General features: G+C 66.0%; 11 protein-coding genes. 1 reads left to right on the plus strand and 10 read right to left on the minus strand.

Features of this window, described 5'->3' with window-relative positions:
- Positions 1-18: 18 nt before the first annotated feature.
- Complete coding sequence (locus A0W70_RS15620; protein ID WP_245675906.1) at positions 19-1,110, plus strand: GlxA family transcriptional regulator; 1,092 nt, start codon at positions 19-21, stop codon at positions 1,108-1,110.
- On the opposite strand, the gene A0W70_RS15625 is transcribed toward A0W70_RS15620, so the two are convergent.
- From A0W70_RS15625 to A0W70_RS15670, 10 genes are all read right to left on the minus strand, one after another.
- Positions 1,107-3,437: a Tex family protein gene (locus A0W70_RS15625; protein ID WP_070990039.1), complete on the minus strand. Its 2,331-nt coding sequence runs from the start codon at positions 3,435-3,437 to the stop codon at positions 1,107-1,109. The two genes, A0W70_RS15620 and A0W70_RS15625, sit on opposite strands and share 4 nt — an antisense overlap.
- Positions 3,438-3,606: 169 nt before the next feature.
- On the minus strand, positions 3,607-4,239 hold the full coding sequence (locus A0W70_RS15630; RefSeq protein WP_083331072.1) for a PqiC family protein: 633 nt from the start codon (positions 4,237-4,239) through the stop codon (positions 3,607-3,609).
- Complete coding sequence (gene pqiB, locus A0W70_RS15635) at positions 4,236-5,876, minus strand: intermembrane transport protein PqiB (protein ID WP_070990041.1); 1,641 nt, start codon at positions 5,874-5,876, stop codon at positions 4,236-4,238. Before pqiB ends, A0W70_RS15630 begins: the two co-directional genes overlap by 4 nt.
- The gene (locus tag A0W70_RS15640; RefSeq protein WP_217495457.1) at positions 5,869-7,218 is read right to left on the minus strand and encodes a paraquat-inducible protein A; all 1,350 of its coding nucleotides are present in this window, start codon (positions 7,216-7,218) and stop codon (positions 5,869-5,871) included. The genes pqiB and A0W70_RS15640 overlap by 8 nt, the downstream gene beginning before the upstream one ends.
- Positions 7,219-7,406: 188 nt before the next feature.
- Positions 7,407-8,219 carry a substrate-binding periplasmic protein gene (locus A0W70_RS15645; RefSeq protein WP_139150906.1) on the minus strand — a complete coding sequence of 271 codons (813 nt, stop codon included), beginning with the start codon at positions 8,217-8,219 and terminating at the stop codon, positions 7,407-7,409.
- Positions 8,176-10,641, minus strand: coding sequence for a bifunctional diguanylate cyclase/phosphodiesterase (locus A0W70_RS15650; RefSeq protein WP_070990044.1), 2,466 nt, complete (start codon positions 10,639-10,641; stop codon positions 8,176-8,178). The genes A0W70_RS15645 and A0W70_RS15650 overlap by 44 nt, the downstream gene beginning before the upstream one ends.
- A 541-nt stretch (positions 10,642-11,182) precedes the next feature.
- Complete coding sequence (locus A0W70_RS15655; RefSeq protein ID WP_083331074.1) at positions 11,183-12,631, minus strand: aspartate kinase; 1,449 nt, start codon at positions 12,629-12,631, stop codon at positions 11,183-11,185.
- Between the two features lie 163 nt (positions 12,632-12,794).
- Positions 12,795-13,784: an aldo/keto reductase gene (locus A0W70_RS15660; protein ID WP_217495458.1), complete on the minus strand. Its 990-nt coding sequence runs from the start codon at positions 13,782-13,784 to the stop codon at positions 12,795-12,797.
- Between the two features lie 104 nt (positions 13,785-13,888).
- Positions 13,889-16,735, minus strand: a complete 2,847-nt coding sequence (locus tag A0W70_RS15665) for an AMP-binding protein (RefSeq protein WP_070990048.1) — start codon at positions 16,733-16,735, stop codon at positions 13,889-13,891.
- 192 nt (positions 16,736-16,927) lie between these two features.
- Complete coding sequence (locus A0W70_RS15670) at positions 16,928-17,869, minus strand: LysR family transcriptional regulator (protein WP_070990050.1); 942 nt, start codon at positions 17,867-17,869, stop codon at positions 16,928-16,930.
- Between the last annotated feature and the right edge of the window lie 128 nt (positions 17,870-17,997).

Below are 17,997 nucleotides of genomic sequence, written 5' to 3' on the forward strand. Positions count from 1 at the left end.
AGTCAAAACGGTCAATGCATGGCCGTTTCTGCCATGGGGCAACAGACCGCGAAGCGCACGGTGGCTTTTCTCACGGTGCCCGAGTCCACGGGGTCGACCCTGTACGGCATGTACGATCTGTTCGCTTCAGTGGACCGTGACTGGGGGCTGGTCACCCGCGGGGAAACCTTCGAGTCGCCGTTTCGGCCCGTGACCGTCGCGGCCGAGCCCGGCAGCTTCCGGATGGCAAACGGCGTCCATGTCCTGCCGGATACGACGTTCTCTGGGATCGGTGTCCCGGATATCGTCTGCGTCCCTGAACTCCTCGTCCCACCCGACACGGATATCAGCGGGCGTTACCCGCGGGAAGTGGCCTGGCTCAAGGCCTGTTACGCGCGGGGCAGCTACCTCGGAACCGCCTGTTCCGGCGCCCTGATGCTGGCCGAGGCCGGACTGCTCGATGGATGTGAGGCCACGACGCACTGGGCCTATTGCGATGCGATGGCCCGCCGCTACCCCGCCGTTCGGGTCGAGCCGCAGCGGGCACTGGTCACGGCAGGCGAGGGCCAGCGCATCGTTATGGTCGGGGGCGGCTCGTCCTGGCAGGATCTGGCGCTGTTCCTGATCGCCCGTATCGTCGGGCTGGAACGGGCCCTCGAGGTCGCCAAGGTCTATCTCATCGACTGGCATCACGTCGGCCAGCAGCCCTATGCCGTATTGTCCTGCCATGCCCAGGTCGAGGACTCGGTGATCGCGCGCTGTCAGCAGTGGCTGGCTGAACACTACGACCATCATCACCCGGTCCGGGCAATGACCCGACTGAGCGGACTGCCAGAGCGTTCATTCAAGCGCCGTTTCCGTCGCGCCACGGGTATCAATCCGAGCGAGTACGTCCAGACGCTGCGGCTGGAAGAGGCCAAGCAATGGCTGGAGATGGATGATGCGCCGGTGGAGAACGTGGCCGCAGCTGTCGGTTACGAAGACGTGAGTTTTTTCAACCGGCTCTTCCGCAGGAAAGTGGGGCTGACCCCCGCGCAGTACCGCAAGCGTTTCGGCGCGTTGAAACGCACGCTGGCCGAGCAACACCGCGAAAACGCGGATCAGACTTCCATTCAAGCCGCGCGGTATTAAGGCTTTTTATTCTTCATTCCGGCCAGTGCGTCGGCGAATGGGTTGTTGGCCACTTCAGGCTGGCGCGATTTCGAGCCGCGCTTGTCGCCAGTGCCTTTCGAGGCCCTGGCGTCTTCCTTCGCCTCGTCCGTGTCGTCACTGCGCATGGTCAGGGCGATGCGTTTGCGCTTGAGATCGATGTCGAGCACCCGGACCGAGACGACATCCCCGGTTTTCACTTCGTGGTGCGGGTCCTTTACGAAACGATCGGCGATCTGCGAGATATGGACCAGACCATCCTGGTGGACGCCGATATCGACGAACGCTCCGAAGTTGGCGACGTTGGTGACCACACCCTGCAGGCGCATGCCTTCGCGTAGATCTTTCATCTCGTTGACGTCTGCCCGGAATTCGGCGGTGCGGAATTCGGGGCGCGGGTCGCGGCCGGGTTTTTCGAGTTCCGCGAGGATGTCCCGTACGGTCGGCTCGCCGAATCGTTCATCGGTGAAGTCGTTCGCGGCGAGCCCACGCAGGAACGTCGCGTCACCGACGAGCTGGCGGATGTCCCGCTCGGTGGACTCGAGGATACGTTCGACTACGGGATACGCTTCCGGGTGCACGGCCGATGAATCGAGCGGGTTGTCGCCGTTCATGATCCGCAGGAAGCCGGCGCATTGCTCGAAGGCCTTTTCACCCAGACGCATCACCTTGCGCAGGTCGCGGCGGTTTCTGAACGCGCCGTGTTCCTCGCGGTAGCGTACGACGTTGTCCGCGAGCCCTGCACCGAGGCCCGATACGCGTGACAGCAACGGGGCCGAGGCCGTGTTGACGTCGACGCCCACGCCATTCACGCAGTCTTCGACCACGGCGTCGAGCATGCGTGCGAGCTTTACCTGCGACACGTCGTGCTGGTACTGGCCGACGCCAATGGATTTCGGCTCGATCTTCACCAGTTCCGCCAACGGATCCTGGAGGCGGCGTGCGATGGACACGGCGCCACGCAGAGAGACGTCCACGTCCGGGAATTCCCGCGAGGCGATCTCGGAAGCCGAATAGACGGACGCGCCCGCCTCGGAGATCACGATTTTGTGTGCGCCGATCGCCGGGTGGCGCTTGAGCAGGTCGCCCGCGAGCTGGTCGGTCTCACGCGAGCCGGTGCCGTTGCCGATCGCGATGAGTTCCACACCGTGCTTTTCACACAGGGTCGCCAGCGTCGCGATACTGCCGTCCCAGTCCTTTTTCGGCTGCAGCGGGTGGATGGTGGCGGTATCCACCAGTTTGCCGGTGGCATCGACAACAGCGACCTTCACGCCGGTGCGGATGCCCGGATCGAGACCGATGGTCGGGCGTGGGCCGGCCGGTGCGGCGAGCACCAGGTCCTTCAGATTGGTCGCGAAGACCTGGATGGCCTCCTGCTCGGCGCCCTCGCGCAGCTGTTTCTTGATCTCCATCTCGATGTGCCACTGGAGCTTGACACGCCAGGCCCAACGCACCGTTTCCAGCAGCCAGCGGTCACCAGCGCGTCCGCGATCGGTGATGCCGAACTGTTCGGCGGTCATGACTTCGCCGGTGGAGCGCTCAGCCTTGAGGTTGCCGTTTTCGTCGAGTTCGTCGATGACGAGACCGAGAGACAGGACTTCTTCGGTCTGTCCGCGGAACATAGCCAGCGCACGATGCGAGGGGATCTTGCGCACGGCTTCGATGGCGTCGTGGTAGTCCGAGAATTTCTCGGCGAGCTCTTCCTTGTCCTTGTCCAGCCGGGTGCGCAGTTTCGACTGCAGCCGGCCGTGCGACCAGGCGTACTCGCGCAGCCGCCCGTTCAGTTCCGGCTCCTCCGCGAATGTCTCCATGAGGATCTGGCGCGCACCATCGAGTGCCGCTGCGGCGTCGGCCACGTCGTTGTCTGCGTCGACGAATCGCGTCGCCTCCGCCTGCGGGTCCAGCGACGGATCGGCGAACAGCGATTGCGCCAGCGGTTCGAGCCCGGCCTCGCGCGCGATCTGTGCCTTGGTGCGGCGTTTCTTCACGTACGGGCGATACAGATCTTCCAGCCGCGTTTTCGTGTCCGCGGCCTCGATGCTTTTGCGCAGCTCATCGGTCAGCTTGCCCTGTTCTTCGATGGCGGCGATGACCGTCGCGCGCCGGCTCTCCAGTTCGCGGTGATAGCGCAGACGCTCCTCGAGCTGACGCAGCTGCATGTCGTCCAGCCCGCCAGTGGCCTCTTTGCGGTAGCGTGCGATGAACGGGACCGTGGCGCCGCTGTCCAGCAGTTCAATCGCCGGGGCGATCTGTCGGGTCCGGGCGCCGATTTCATCGGCAAGGCGCGGGAGGATGCGTTCGAGCGTCATACGATCTGCACCGGTTGCGTAACCAATATGATGGCGCCGCTGACAGGGCGCCGGAATCTATCAGGGGGCGCAGTATACGGATTTGTCGTGAGGGAAAAATCGCTCAGCCAACGCGACCGGCGGACATCGGTCAGCAAAAGTGACCGGCGGGCATCAGTCAGCAAGCCCGTCACCGACCCCACGCACCGCCAAGTCCGTCGGCGATGTCAGCGACCACGCTCGTCCACGCATCTTTCAGGCTTTCCACCAGAGCGGGATAACCATCCTGCGTCAACGCCTGCTCGCGCTGGAAACGCTCGCCGGCCTGGATTTCGCCCTCGCTGTCCAGAAGCCGCCATTTGCCGCCGACAACGGCGTAGCCGTCGAATCGACCCTGGAAACGGTCGACCGTCACGGTCAGTTGCATGATCTCCCGTTCGGGGGCGCGCAGCTGCTGATCCGGATCCAGTACCCGGACACCTTCGAGCTGGTTCGACAGACGCTGAGCCAGATCGCGGTGGAGCTGGGCGGCGAGGTCTTCCGCCCAGAGGTGGTTTCGGGCAGAGCGGACCGCGACGTCGCTGGTCTGCATCACGATCCCCTCGACATCCAGATAACGCGCCAGCTCGATGCGTTGCACGCGCAATAACCCCTCGCCGCCCGTGGCCGTGGCCTCTGATCCCGTTGGTTGGTCGGTCAGCAGATAATGCGTTGCGCCTTCAGCCGACGACCGCGCGCTGCACCCGGCGATCAATGCGGCTGACACCAGGGCGCTCACCAGTAGCCATCTCTGCAGCGGAACCCCGGGAACGTGCCGCCTCATTGCGGCGGGGCCCTGGGCTCGGGATCGTCGACCTCCTCCCGGTCGAAGATCAGCGCATTGGGTTGTTCGCGGAGGGTGCGCACCAGGGGCCGGAGATCCTGCATGACCGCTTCCATCTGGCCGAGGACGCCGTTGAGTTGCTGGTACAGCTCGGAATCCTGGTCGAAGCCCTCGAGCGTACTGCGGAGTTCGCCCAATACCTCGTCCATCTGGCGAGGCAGCTCGCGCGTCGCCGAGTCGTCGAGCAGGGCCTGTATGGACGCCGCCGTACGCTGGACACTGCGGAAGGTCGCCTGGGAACTCTCGGCAGTGCCCTCCAGGCGGGTCAGTACCGACTGAATTTCAAGCGTGTTGAGTTTCTCGAGCAGCTGGCCCATCTGGTCCTGGAGTCGACCCATTCCACCGGTGGTCGCCGGGATCACCGGGTGCTCGCGCCAGGACATGCGGGCGACGGAACCGGGGTCCGCGCTCATATCGAGCGCAACGTAGCTGGTGCCGGTGATCAGGCTTTCGCTCTTCACCGACGCCCGGAGGCCCTCATCAATGAGGTCGCTGATACGCTTGCGCCATGCCTCGAGGTCGGTTTCTCGCTCCTGGCCCGTCAATCGCTGGGGCTCGAGACGCACGAGCACCGGCACCGCGAGACTGTCATCGGCGCCGGGCCGGGGGCCGTCGAAGTGCCAGGCGACGGTGTCCACGGTGCCGATGCGCACACCCCTATACCGGACAGCCGAACCCTCGCTGACCCCTTCGACGCTGTCCTCCAGCAGGACCACATATTCCAGGTACTGATCCATCGCCGCATCGCGCACGGCCGCCTGGTTGCGATATACCCGGAACCGGTGACCCGGCTTGACGGTCGCCCCCGCTCCGGTGTCGGGGACGCCGAGACTGATCCCACCACCGAGCAACGTCTCCAGCGACTGGACATCGACGCTGAAACCGTCGGCCGAATAATTCACGCTCAATCCCGCCGAGCTCCAGAAACGGGTCTGCGCCGTGACGAGTTCCGTGTACGGCGACTCGATAAAGACCTGGTGCTCGATTTCCCGGGTGCTTGCGTCGAGCTGTACTGAGGTCACGCGGCCCACCGTCATGCCGTGGTAGGTAACGGGGGCGCCTTCCGTGAGCCCCATTTCCGGCCCACTCAGCAGCGTGATCTGCAGACCGCCTTCCCCGAGTCCGGTGACGGGCGGGTTCTCCAGGACCTCGAAATGACGCCTGGGCGCGCCCGCGTCGCCCGGCTGCAGCGCGATGTAGGCGCCGGACAGGGCGGTGTCCAGACCACTGATACCCTGGCTGCCGATACGCGGTTTGACGACCCAGAACTGCGTGTTCTCGTTGAGCATCCGCTCGGCGTCCGCACGCAGTTGGGCTTCCACCACCGTGTGCCCGAGGTCCTCGGAGAGCCGAACATCCTGGACCCGACCGACCTCGACATTGCGCGTCTTGACCAGGGTTTTCCCGGCCTCGATACCCTCCGCGTCGGGCATTCTGAGGGTCACTGTCGGCCCGCGGGCCGCGAACCGCTCGTAGGCCATCCAGCCGCCGATCACCAGAGCCACCAGGGGCAGGAGCCAAAGCGGCGAGATGCGGAGCTGGCGGCGCCGGATTGCTCGTTCCCCGGTGTCAGTCATGACCACTCCGCTGGGCGGGGGAGGGCGTCTCCCACAGGAGCCTGGGATCGAAACGCATGGCTGCGATCATACTGGTGATGACCATTGCCGCGAAGGCCAGCGCCGCCGGTCCCGGGACGATCGACATCAGTGACTCGGCGCGGACCAGCGCCACCAGGATGGCGACCACGAAGACATCGACCATGGACCAGCGCCCGATGAAGTCGACGAGGCGATACATGCGGGCGCCCGCCAGCGGATCGCGCAGATCCGGCCGCCGCGCCCACAAGCACAGCCATGCCAACGCCAGCATCTTGCCGATCGGTACCAGAACGCTGGCCGCGAAGATCACGATCGCGATCGGTATGTCGCCCGCCTGAACGAAGCCGACGACACCGCCGATGATGGTGGATCCCTGCTCGCCACCGAAACGCGTGGTGTGCGTGATGGGCAGGGTGTTCGCCGGGATGTAGAGCAGTATCGCCAGCAGGAGCAGCGCCAGCGTGTTCTGGAGACTGCGGGGCGCACGGGTGTGGACGCGATCCCCACAGCGGGCGCAATGTCCCCGTCCCGAAGCGTCGACAGGATTGATCAGGCCACACACGTGGCAGCCGGTCATGTCCTGCTCGCGGGCATTCGTACCGGGGCGTATGCCCGGTGGTGCCGGCGGTTCGCCGGCAAGGCGGAACCAGAGCCAGTCGGTATCCAGGGCCAGCTGCGCCTTCACCATGACCAGCACGAACGCGCAGTAGGCCCAGAAGGCCGGCCCGATATCCAGCGTGGCCATACCGGAGATCTTGGTCAGGCTCACAAGCAGCGCGACCAGGAAGACATCGGCCATGATCCAGGGACCGATATGACTGAGCGCGCGGGCAAGAAACTCGTCCGGGGGCCCGACGGCGGCGCGCAGGATCCGCGTATGGAGAATGATGAACCCGGCAATCCAGGCGAGTGGCAGTATCACGATACCGAGCAGAACCGCCGCCGCGACCAGGGGCTCGCCGTAGCGGGCCAGGGCCGAACCGGTCTCGGTCAGAGTGATCGTATTGCCGATTCCCCGTACATCAAAGCCGATAAACGGAAACAAAACCGCCATTGCCAGGAAGATGAGGGCAGTCACTGCATAGGCCAGCCCGCGTTGGACCGGCAGTCTGTGACGACGTACCAGGACATGACCGCAGCGCGGGCAGTCCGCTCGCTCGTGTGGTCGCAGGGGCGGCAGGGCGACCACGAGATCGCAATCGGGGCAGGCCCGCAGGCGCCGGCGCCGGGACCATCCGGCCGCTCTGCCGGTAGCGTTACGGGGCAACGGACTGTTGCCAGCGGCGGCGTCGTGACTTTGATTGGTCATCGCCTCAAGCATACTAGCTGCAATCGCGCTGCGTCGCCGGTGCGCTTCCGGTCCATCCGCCCGATATTGTCCTGGCGGCTATATCCGTGGGCATGCCGCTGCAACGGCCGCGCCTCCCGATCCATTCCGGGACGGACTGCGGTGGCGCGCAATGGAACACCCGGATGATCCCTTCTTCGCGGTGCCGCGAGTCGGGCTTTTTATCGTTGCGGGATGTACTGCCTGGTCAGCGCATCGAAGCGCCCGGCCTCTGCGAGTTTCCGGAACGCATGGTCGAAACGTTGCAGCAGCCGACGGGAATTCGGGTATGAATTGGAAACCATCAGCCACGACGCCACCACCTCATAGGGGCGTTCAAGGGTGGCGAAATTCCGGTGTTCTTCGGGAAAAGTGCTGTGGATGGCGTGCCAGCCGACCAGTTCGGAAAGAAGGAGTACATCCGTTCTGCCGAGCCGCAGCATTCTGAGGGCCGTTTCCACGTCGGTCGCGTATGCGACCGTCAGGCCCGCCCGCTCAAGGTCGCGCTCATACCAGTAGCCGCGGATACCACCGATTGTATGGGGTCGCAGATCGCTGAGTTGGTGCCACTCGAGCCCATCCGGGAAGCGGTCGACGCGGTAGAAGAACACGATGCGGTTCTCGAACAGGGGGTAGCGGGAGAACTGGTATCTGCGCTCGCGGTCGGGGGTTTTTACATACGGAAATGTGGCCCATACGCGCCCCGCGAGAACCTCCGCCTGGCCGCGTCTCCACGGCTGGAAAGCGAGTTCCGACTCCAGCCCCATGTCTCGCAGTGTCCGGGTGACGATTTCGCTGAGCAGGCCGTGTCCCTTGATATGCCGGGACACCAGCGGTGCGTACTCATCGCTGGTTAATCGAACCGGTTCCGCGATGGCCGTCCCCGGCAGCAGCAGCCCGAGCAATAACAGCAGCGCTGCTCGGAAGTTTGAAGCGCAATGGCGGTGGTGGTCAGGCATGGTGATTGGGTCCGGCATCCCGCCGCAGAAAGTCACGCAGGGCCGCGATCGGCATCGGGCGCGCGAAGTAGTAGCCCTGGCATGAACCCGTGCCGCGGGCACGAAATGCCGCCAGGTGCTCTTCGGTTTCGATGCCTTCGGCGATGACCTTCAGGCCGAAGTGGTCGGCCACCGCGAGGATGGTGTCCACGATGGCAGAGGCATCCGCGTTCACCCCGAGGTCCTGCACGAAGGAGCGATCGATCTTGAGCGTACTCAGGGGCAGGGACTTGAGGTAGCGCAGGGATGAGTAACCGGTGCCGAAGTCGTCCACGGCGAAACTCGGACCGAGCGCTCGCACGGCGTGCATGTTGGCAATCGCGACATCGGTCTCTTGGATGATACTGCCCTCGGTGATCTCGAACTGCAGAAGTTCGGCGGGGATACCCGAATCGTCGATGATCCGCTGCACGCGCTCCGGGAGTTCCGGGTCGACGAGTTCCGGCGGACTCAGGTTCACAGACAGCCCGTGATCGAGCCCCGCGGCGGGGTCGCTCAGGAGTGGGGCGAGGTCGGCACAGGCGCGGGCAAGGCATTGCTGCCCGATGGTACGGATGATGCCGGTGTCCTCGGCGATCGGGATGAACACATCGGGCGGGATGGGACCGTATTCGGGGTGCGTCCAGCGCGCCAACGCCTCGACGCCGATGACGCGGCCATCGTCCGAAGCGACGATCGGCTGGTATACCAGTTCGATCGCATCATTCGCGGCGGCATCCCGCAGACCCTTCTCAAGGCTCAGCCGGCGCAGCGCCGCCTCGCCCATCTCCTCGCGGTAGAACGTCAGTCCACCACGCCCCTCCGACTTGGTCCGGTAGAGCGCGGTGTCGGCGTTCTGCAGGACCACCTCGGCCGACTCCCGTCCGTAGAAGACGGTGACGCCGATACTGGCGCTCAGGCGCAGATCATGCCCTTCTATGGTCACCGGGATGGCGACGGCGTCCATCAGTTTCTGCCCGACCCTCGAGCAGATCGCGGCTGCAGAATCACGTTCGGGGTGCAGTTCGGAGAGCAGGATAACGAACTCATCACCGCCGAAGCGGCTGACGAAATCGCAGTCGCGGACGGTCTCGTGCAGGCGCTCCGCAACCGTGGTCAGGACCGCGTCGCCGGTGCGGTGTCCCTTCGAGTCGTTGATGGTCTTGAAATTGTCGAGATCGAGGAACAGGAGTGCGCCGAAATGATCACTGCGCCGTGAGCGTGCGAGCGCCTCGTCGAGGCGGTCCTGCAGAAAGGCCCGATTCGGCAGTCGCGTAAGGGTGTCAAAATAGGCCAGTTCGTTTGCGCGGGCCTCGGCGCGTTTGCGCTGATCGATGTCGGTGACCATCGCGAGGGTGCCGAGGCGGTCGCCCCCGTCGGAGACGATGGGCGACGCAGCCACCAATACCCAGCGATGACTCTCGCCGACACAGCGCAGGGCGATTTCCAGTTGTTCGACCGTCCCGGATCGTGTCCGTTCGAGATAAGCCAGTGCCGTCTCGTGCTGGTCTGCATCGATAAAATCGAGAAACGGGCGACCGGCCAGCTCCGCCCGAGTGTGGCCCAGCATGCGCGCTAGCCTCGGGTTCGCGATCCGGGTGTTGTTGTGTTCATCGAGCAGCCAGACACCTTCCTCGGCCGTCTCGATCAACTGGCGATAGCGTTGCTCGCTCGCGCGCAGTTCCGAGTAGCTGCGCTCGATGCCTTCGAGCATCTCGCGCACGGCACTGTTCATGTCGTCGATCTCGTCGGGCCGGGACGGAGCCGCGAGGGGCAGGGGCGTGCGGCTGTCGTCATCGACCTGCCAGGATCTGCAAAAGGCGCTCAGTGCACCGAGGCGGCGTATCACCAGCAGGTGGATCAATGCCAGTACGACGCCGGCGACGATGAAGGTTTTCGCGGCATTGCCCATCAGTGTGGTGCCGAGCCGCTCGAACAGGCGCTCTCGGGCCGGTGCGAGGGATGCCACCACCCGCAGCGTGCCGATCGAAACCGTCTGATGGCCGGTGTCGTAGTGAAGCGGGAACCGGCGCTCAAGGGTGTGGGCCGTCACGGCCTGGCCCGCCGCCTCGACAAACCCGTCGGCACTCGAAACCTCCAGAAACTCGATCTCGGGCAGCTTCGCGAGCCCGTTGAGCGTCTCGCGAAGGATCTCGTCATTCAGTTCCCAGAGCTGGTCGGTGATGGCCGCGGTCTGCGTCAGATCGATCTCCTGCAGGCGCTTTTCGACGGCGCCGACATCCTTCCGGTATTCGCGATAGAGCTGGTCTGCCGTGAGCAGGAGCGTGATAAGCGAGCTGGTGGCGACGATGCAGGCCAGCAGCCGGCGCCCGAGCCGCGAATGGAGGCCCGCCCGGAGCCGTGAGTGTGGTTTGCGAGCCCCGACAAGCGGACTGGCGAGGGCGACCGGCTCTTCGGGATAACCCGGCGGCGGCTTCACCCCGTCACACCTCGGGGTGGCCACTGAAGGGGGCGCACGACGACTGCGCGGGATCTGCTGCCGACGAGCATACGCATGCGGGCTTGGCTCGGGTATTCACAAGTACATCATACAGCTCGGCGGGCACGGGCGTTCCACGAAGTGGCAGGACTCGATACCGCGGCACGTTTCGGGCCACGTTCAGCCCCTCCACGTACAGGGACCCGCGGGCATGGCAGGCACCTCTTTGCGCGTATTCCCGGGTTCGACGGGGATGTGAGGCTCGGTTCGGGAGCGGGAGGCACCGCCGGTCACTCAACGTTGGAACGTCACGGAACGCGCCCGCGGGTGGGTCGGGTACGCAGCGCGGGGCGGTCGCTCAGCTCGCCGCCCACATACGCGTCAGGTTGGCCTCGCTTTTGGATACGGCGTCGAATTCCTCGGTCTTGCCGAGCTGATCGAAGAGACGGCGACGGGCCGTACCGAGATCGGACGGGATCTCGCGCCGGGCCGGTCGCGGATCCGGCTCTGGGCCCGGCCGACCCGGCCGGGAGGGCGGATCTCAGTTCAGCTTGTCGCTCAACTCCCGCCAGGCGGGACCGAAGATGGCCTCCGGCTGCGGCTGGGCCAAGAGCCAGTCGTGCAACGGATTCATCAGGTAATCGACATCCTCCGGCTCGAGCACGAAGCTCAGCGCGTCGTCGGGGCCGGCGTCGCTGACCATGTGGATGCGCTGGGCTTCCAGCGGCTTCAGGGCCGGTGACAGGCGATTGATGACCGAGGCGATGTTGGAGCCCACCAGGCTGACCGAGCCCACTTCGTAGCTGACGTTGGCGGTCCCGATCGACTCCAGATTGGCCACGAGGTGGGTGACATCCTGCTGGGTCAACGGACTGGCGGCGGGATCGATCGTCAGGCTGATGCTCGAGGCCGAGTTGGCGATCAGGTCGATGGCAATGCCGTGCTGCGCGAATACGCCGGTGACGTCGGCCAGTGTGCCCGCCAGGTGCCAGTGCCCGGGACACTCGATCCGGATCAGGTACAGGTGCGGACGGCTCACGACCGCCTTGACGCCGGGCTCGGTGGCCGCGGCGTCGCGCGAGACCACGGTCCCCTCCATGTCCGGTGCCTGGGTGCAGCGCATGTGCAGCGGGATGTCGTTGTCGCGCACGGGCGGAATGCAGCGCGGGTGAAGTACACGCGCGCCCATGGCGGCGAGTACCTGGGCCTCATCGAAGGTGACCGCGCGCAACAGGCGCGCATCCGCTCGATCTCTTGGGTTGGCCGTGAACAGTCCCGGCACGTCGGTCCAGATCTCCAGCCGCTCCGCGTTCAGCTTGCCTGCCAGGTAGGCCGCGGAGGTGTCGGAACCCCCGCGCCCGAGCAGGACCGTGTTGCCGTGGCTGTCGGCCGCGATGAAGCCCTGCGTGAGCACCGCGTTCTCGGTGAGTTCGGAGAGCTCGGTGATCAGCCGGTCGTCGGGCGCGTAGTGACAGGTCGCGGACAGGTAGTGGTGACTGCTGCTGGCGTTGGTCGAGGCGGGTTCGGCCTGCAGCAGCGAACGGGCGTCACGCCAGGCAACGGACGTGCCCCGTTTTCGAAGCCACCCGGCGCCCAGGCGCGTGGACATCAGTTCGCCCATGGCCATCAGGCGCGCGCGCACCTCGTCGGGCACCGCACCGATGAGCCGAGCGCCCTCGACCACCCGCTCGAGCTCGGCCAGCTCCTCTCCTATCTGCTCATCGGCGTCCAGGCCCATGGCCTCGGCCAGTCGCTCGTGCTTTCCACGGATCTCGGCGAGGGTGGCCTCCGTGTCGGTCTGGCCATCGATCGCATCGATGAGTTTCTGGAGCAGGTTGGAGATGCCGGACAGTGCCGAGCAGACCACGAGCACCCGCGTGCCCGCAGTGGTGTGGCGTTCGATGGCGTCCGCGATCGTCTGCCACCGGTCGACACTCGCCACGCTGGTGCCGCCGAATTTGAGCACAACCCAGTCTGTGCGGGCAGGCATGTTTCCTCCCGGGCGTTCAAGCAGGGATTCTGCAGGTGTGGAGGGCCGTCAACGGCCCGCGCCGCCCATCAGGCGACCGCGGAGACAGTAGCATGAATCCGGTGCGCGCGATTTGACGCAGCGCTCTGCTCAGGGGCTGACCCGCCTCGATCGGTCGGCTGGCTTACAGGCTGGCGCCCAGTTCGCGCATGCGCTGGCGGGTATGTTCGTCCGGCAATCGCCCGGTCCCTGCGCCCATGTTGTCGGCAACGTGTTTCGGGTTGCTCGTGGCCGGGATGACGCAGGTGACCGCCGGATGCGCCAGGATGTATTTGAGGGAGAACTGGGCCCAGCTTTCGCAGTCGAAATCCGCCGCCCATTCCGGTAGTTGGCGATCGCGTACGGCCCGGAACAGGGCGCCGTTCTCGAACGGCCGGTTCACCATCACGGCCATGCCCCGTTCGGCGGCGAGCGGCAGCAGACGCGCCTCGGCCTCGGGCTCCGTGAACGAATAGTTGAACTGCACGAAGTCGAGCGGCTCCGAGCGCATCACCTTTTCGAGTTCCTCGAACGCCGACGTCCGTGAGTGGGTGACGCCGATGTAGCGTACCCGGCCTTCCTCTTTCCATTGGCGCAGATTGCGGAGCTGGGTCCGCCAGTCCACCAGGCTGTGAACCTGCATCAGGTCCAGCGGGCGCTTGCCGAGCAGTTCCTGCGAGCGCTCCATCTGTTCCAGACCGGCCTCGCGACCCGAGGTGCGCACCTTGGTGGCGACGAACAGGTCGTCGGTCAGCTCGAGATCCGCCAGCAGACCGCCGATCACCGACTCGGCGTTGCCGTAGATCGGTGCGGTATCGACCAGTGTTCCACCGAGTTCGTGAAATCGGTGCAGGACCATACGCAGGGCATCGAGGTCCGCTTCGTTCGGCACCTCGAACTCGTCGGATGTCCCCAGCCCGACCACGGGCAGCGTTTCCTGCGTCCCCGGGATTCGGCGGTGCATCATCCCGCCGTCGGCCGCGACCGACAGGTTCACATGGGGGATCAGCAGGGAGCCTGCCAACAGCTTGCAGAATGATCGGCGCCCGGCATCGACACCGGCATGTCTCGAAGCGGCATCGGATCGGTTACCGAAGTGCGCGTTTTCGTCACCATCCGCAGCTGGATCATTCATGTGGTTTCCTCCTCGGTCCGATCCGGTCTGTAGTTACGGAGTCCGGATAACACATTCTGGATCCATCAAATCCACGCCATCCGCAGGCGTTTCCCGTCACACACTCATAGGTTGCGGATCAGGGCCGCGCCAGTATCGGCGAGGTCGGGCTCGCCGCAGTGCGCGGCGATGAAGGTGCGTGTCTGCTGGCGCAGGGCCAGCGCATCACTCCACTCGCGGCCCGACGGGTGGATCGGGTCGCCGGTGAAGATGTCGACGGAGCCCCGTGTCGGTAGCCAAGCGCTGGCGCGCAGCAAGCGGCGTGTCCCGCGCAGGGCCACCGGAATGATGGGCAGTCCCGTGCGGGCGGCGACCACGAACGGGCCCATGCGGAAGTCGCGCAGTCCCGCACCGTCGGCGAGCATGCCTTCGGCGAACGCGGCCACGGTTTCCCCGCGTCGGGCGCGGGTCTCGATGCGCCCGAGGTCATCCAGGCCGCGTTGGAGATCGACGCGTTCCACGAATTCCGCGCCGATGCGCCCGAGGAACCAGCGGATGGGGGCGTGGCGGGCGAGTTCCCGCTTGGCGACGAACACGAGCGGGCCCTGCACGACGGCACGCAGGAAGAGCCCGTCGGTAAAGCTCGCGTGGTTGGCGACGATCACGCCCGGCGCTGAACTGGGTACGCCGCCGTGCACGCGCAGACGCACGCCGGCCAGTGCGATCAGTGCGCGCGCCAGTGCGCGCGCGACCACGCTGCGGGCCTGTTTCCCAGGGGTGACCATCGTAACGATCGCTGCCGGCAGCCCGAAGACAATGGCGGCGATCCAGCACCAGATGCCGTACGCCGCTCGCAGGGCGGCGCCGGGCGCGCGCCCGATCGCCGCACCGGTCGTGGCGAGCAGCAGCCGTGCGATCTGGCGTGTCGTACCGACGCCGCGCCCCGCGGTTCCCTGCTCGTAGTGTGCGCGGCAGTCGCCGCGACGGATTTTGCCGCTGGAGGTCTTGGGGATCGTTTGCGGGCCGACCAGGACGATCTCGTCGACGCCGCCCTCGATCACGTCTGCGGCGGCCTGCGCGCAGGCATGAGCGAGCCGGTCGCGCGCCGCGGTGTCGGTCACGCGGGTCTCCGCCATGACGACGACGCGCTCCGGCGCATCCGGTGACGCGCCAGCGCCCTCGCGTGCGGCCGTGGTCGCGAACGCGGCGACATTGTTCTTGCGGATACCTTCCACGGCCGCGACCGCGGCCTCGATGTCCTGCGGATACAGGTTGCGGCCGGCGCGGATGATGATGTCCTTGATGCGCCCGGTGAGATGGATTTCGCCGTCGGCGAGGTAACCGCGGTCGCCGGCCTCCAGCCAGCCGTCCGCGCTGAACAGTTCGGCCGTGGCCTCGGGGTTGGCATGGTAACCGGCCGTGCATGAGGGGCCGCGAAACTGTACGCGACCCTCCTGGCGCTCGGGGATCGGATTGCCCGCGGTGTCGACGATCCGGAGTTCGTGACCCTCAAGCGCCCGCCCGCAGGCCACGAAGCGGAGCACAGCGCTGGCATCCGCGGCGGCCGGAACAGCCTGGCCGTCGCGCTCCAGGGTCGTGCGGTCGACCGTATCGATGCGCGGGCCGCGCCCCGGTGGCGGGAAGGCGAGCCCGACCGATGACTCTGCGAGACCGTAGACCGGCATCATCGTTTCGGCCCGGAAGCCGAACGGTGCGAAGCGCGCCGTGAAGCGTTCCAGCGTGTCGGCGCTTACCGGTTCCGCGCCGTTGAACGCCAGCCGCCAGTTCGACAGATCGAGTCCTTCCAGGGCCTCGTCGTGAACCCGCCCGGCGCACAGGTCGTAGGCGAAATTCGGTCCCGCCGAGATCGTGCCGCCGAAGTCGTGGATGGCCCAGAGCCAGCGCTCGGGGCGCGCCATGAACTGCAGCGGCGACATCAGGATCACTTCGATGCCGTAGTAGAGCGTCGCCAGACACGCACCGATCAGGCCCATGTCGTGGTAGAGCGGCAGCCAGCTGACGAAGCGGTCGCTGGAATCGGCGCTGACCGACGGGCCCATCGCGCGGATGTTCGCCAGCAGGTTGGCGTGGCTGAGCATCACGCCCTTCGGTGCCCCGGTGGTCCCCGACGTGTACTGCAGGAACGCCAGATCGGTGCCGGCTCTGCGCACCGTTTGCGGTGGTTCCTGACTGCTGCGCAGGCGGTCGACGGTTTCCACCGTCTGCAGTGCGGGGACCAGACCCTGCAGAATGTGGCCGGCGGGGCGGGTCTGCGTGCTGGCGATGAACAGGCGGGCCTGCGCGTTGTCGAGGATCGCCGCAAGGCGGCGCGCGTGGCTCTCGATCTCCTCCGCCCGTACGGGCGGGTACAGCGGGATCGGCACACCGCCGGCTCGCAGTACGCCATGGAACGCCAGAAAGAAATCGATCCCCGTGGGCAGCATCAGGGCCACGGTGTCGCCGGGCTCGATGCCGTGGGCGCGCAGACCGGCCGCGACGGCGAGCGCGCCGGCGTGGAGATCGCCATAGGTGAGTCGATCCACCTCCGCTTCGTCGCCCAACAGGCGTACGTGCACGGCATCCGGTGTGGCGTGCGCACGTTGATCGAGGACGTCCATCAGGGTCTCGGCGGATGCCGGCTCCGCGCCCTCCGCGACCGGACCGGTCGGACTATGGGGCGCGGGGCGGGGCGAGGTCGTACCGCTATCGGGTGCCGATGCGATCGCGTTGAGCAGATCCCGGGGCGTGGCGGCGCTGATCGCGTCCTCGTCCCCCAGACGCGCGCCGAACCGGTGCTGGATACGCAGCATGAGTTCGATTCGCCCGAGACTGTCGAGCCCCGCATCGCGGGAGAGATCGCTGTCCAGCCCGAGCGCCGGCAACGCGCGATTGGGGTGAAGTTCCGCGGCCACCTCTTCGATCAACGCGAGCAGTTCAGCGCCGGTGTCCCGCGTGTCGGATTGGTCATCCATCTCCGCTTCCCGGAATCCTGCCTGATATAACTGTGCACCCTGGCCGCCCGATTCTGCACCCGGTCCGGCAGTCGAGAAACAGGAGACGGATCAAAGGGGTCGACTGACTGCCTTGTCCGTCAGGCACCGCCTCGCGCCGGGTATCGTCCGAGTATAGAGGGCCATCCCCGACCCGGACGCGTTGCGGGCGTGTCAGGGGTCGGTTTCTGCGCTCAGGCCGGCACCGAACCGCCCGAAGACCTCGTGCTGGACGTCTACGTCACGGGCGAGGCGGTGCATGGCTTCGGCCGCCGGGCTGAGGCGCAGCTCACGCAGGCAGGCGATGCCCATAGACAGGGGCTGGGCATCCTGCTCGATACGCAGGGGGTGCAGATCGGCGGTGTCGAGCGCTTCCACGGGCGTGTTGAACAGCGAGAACCCGAAGCCGTTGGCAACCAGACCGCGGACCATATCCATGGACTTGGCCCGGTGGGCCACGCTGGGGGAAAGGCCGTGATGGGTGAAGATGGAGAGGAAGTACTCACGGCTGAGCGGCCAGTCGAGCAGGACCATGGGCCAGCGCGCCAGTTCGGCGAGGCCGATGCGCTCATGCCCGCCGAGCGGATGATCGGTGGCGACCACCGCGTACGGGGGAAATCGGTAGAGCGGCGTGAAGTCGATTTCCGCAGGCACCTGCAGGTCGTAGGTAAAGGCCAGTTCGTAGTCGCCCTGGCGCAGTCCGGTGACGATATCGGCCTGGTTCATTTCATCGCAGTAGAGGCTCACCGAGGGATGGTGCGTGGCGTAGCGGCGCAGCAACCGCGGCAGGAACAACGGGGCGAAGGTGGGAAAGGCGACCAGCCGCAGCTCACCGCCGATCTCCTCGCCGAGCGCGATGGCGTACTTCTCGAGGCCCTCGGCATCACGCAGCAGTTGACGGGCACGGGCCATCAACTGCTTACCTGATGCGGTCAGCGAAAGGCCCTGGGCATGATGGCGGATGAACAGCTGCAGACCGGTGACTTCCTCGATCTGCTGGATGGCCGCCGAGATCGACGGCTGTGACACGTGCAGTTTCCGGGCCGCCTGCGTGACGCTGGAAAGTTCGCCGGCGACCACGAAGTAACGCAACTGTTTGAGGGTGAACTGCCGCATCGGCTTACGACCACCGCTGGATGAATGGGCATGCCCGGCGAATCGGGGGCCGGGAAACCGGTAGGCCGGCTCTTGCCGAAGGCAACAGCCGGCATCGCCGTCTATTCGCGGCGATACCGCCGGCTGGC

This window comes from Halofilum ochraceum, assembly GCF_001614315.2.
Lineage (GTDB): Bacteria > Pseudomonadota > Gammaproteobacteria > XJ16 > Halofilaceae > Halofilum > Halofilum ochraceum.

What these genes read in the sequence shown, in the direction of transcription:
- A0W70_RS15660 (WP_217495458.1), bottom strand. Translation starts at nt 13,784, where the DNA reads ATGAATGATCCAGCTGCGGATGGTGACGAAAACGCGCACTTCGGTAAC.
- pqiB (WP_070990041.1), bottom strand. Translation starts at nt 5,876, where the DNA reads ATGACTGACACCGGGGAACGAGCAATCCGGCGCCGCCAGCTCCGCATC.
- A0W70_RS15670 (WP_070990050.1), bottom strand. Translation starts at nt 17,869, where the DNA reads ATGCGGCAGTTCACCCTCAAACAGTTGCGTTACTTCGTGGTCGCCGGC.
- A0W70_RS15625 (WP_070990039.1), bottom strand. Translation starts at nt 3,437, where the DNA reads ATGACGCTCGAACGCATCCTCCCGCGCCTTGCCGATGAAATCGGCGCC.
- A0W70_RS15655 (WP_083331074.1), bottom strand. Translation starts at nt 12,631, where the DNA reads ATGCCTGCCCGCACAGACTGGGTTGTGCTCAAATTCGGCGGCACCAGC.
- A0W70_RS15620 (WP_245675906.1), top strand. Translation starts at nt 19, where the DNA reads ATGGCCGTTTCTGCCATGGGGCAACAGACCGCGAAGCGCACGGTGGCT.
- A0W70_RS15630 (WP_083331072.1), bottom strand. Translation starts at nt 4,239, where the DNA reads ATGAGGCGGCACGTTCCCGGGGTTCCGCTGCAGAGATGGCTACTGGTG.
- A0W70_RS15640 (WP_217495457.1), bottom strand. Translation starts at nt 7,218, where the DNA reads ATGCTTGAGGCGATGACCAATCAAAGTCACGACGCCGCCGCTGGCAAC.
- A0W70_RS15665 (WP_070990048.1), bottom strand. Translation starts at nt 16,735, where the DNA reads ATGGATGACCAATCCGACACGCGGGACACCGGCGCTGAACTGCTCGCG.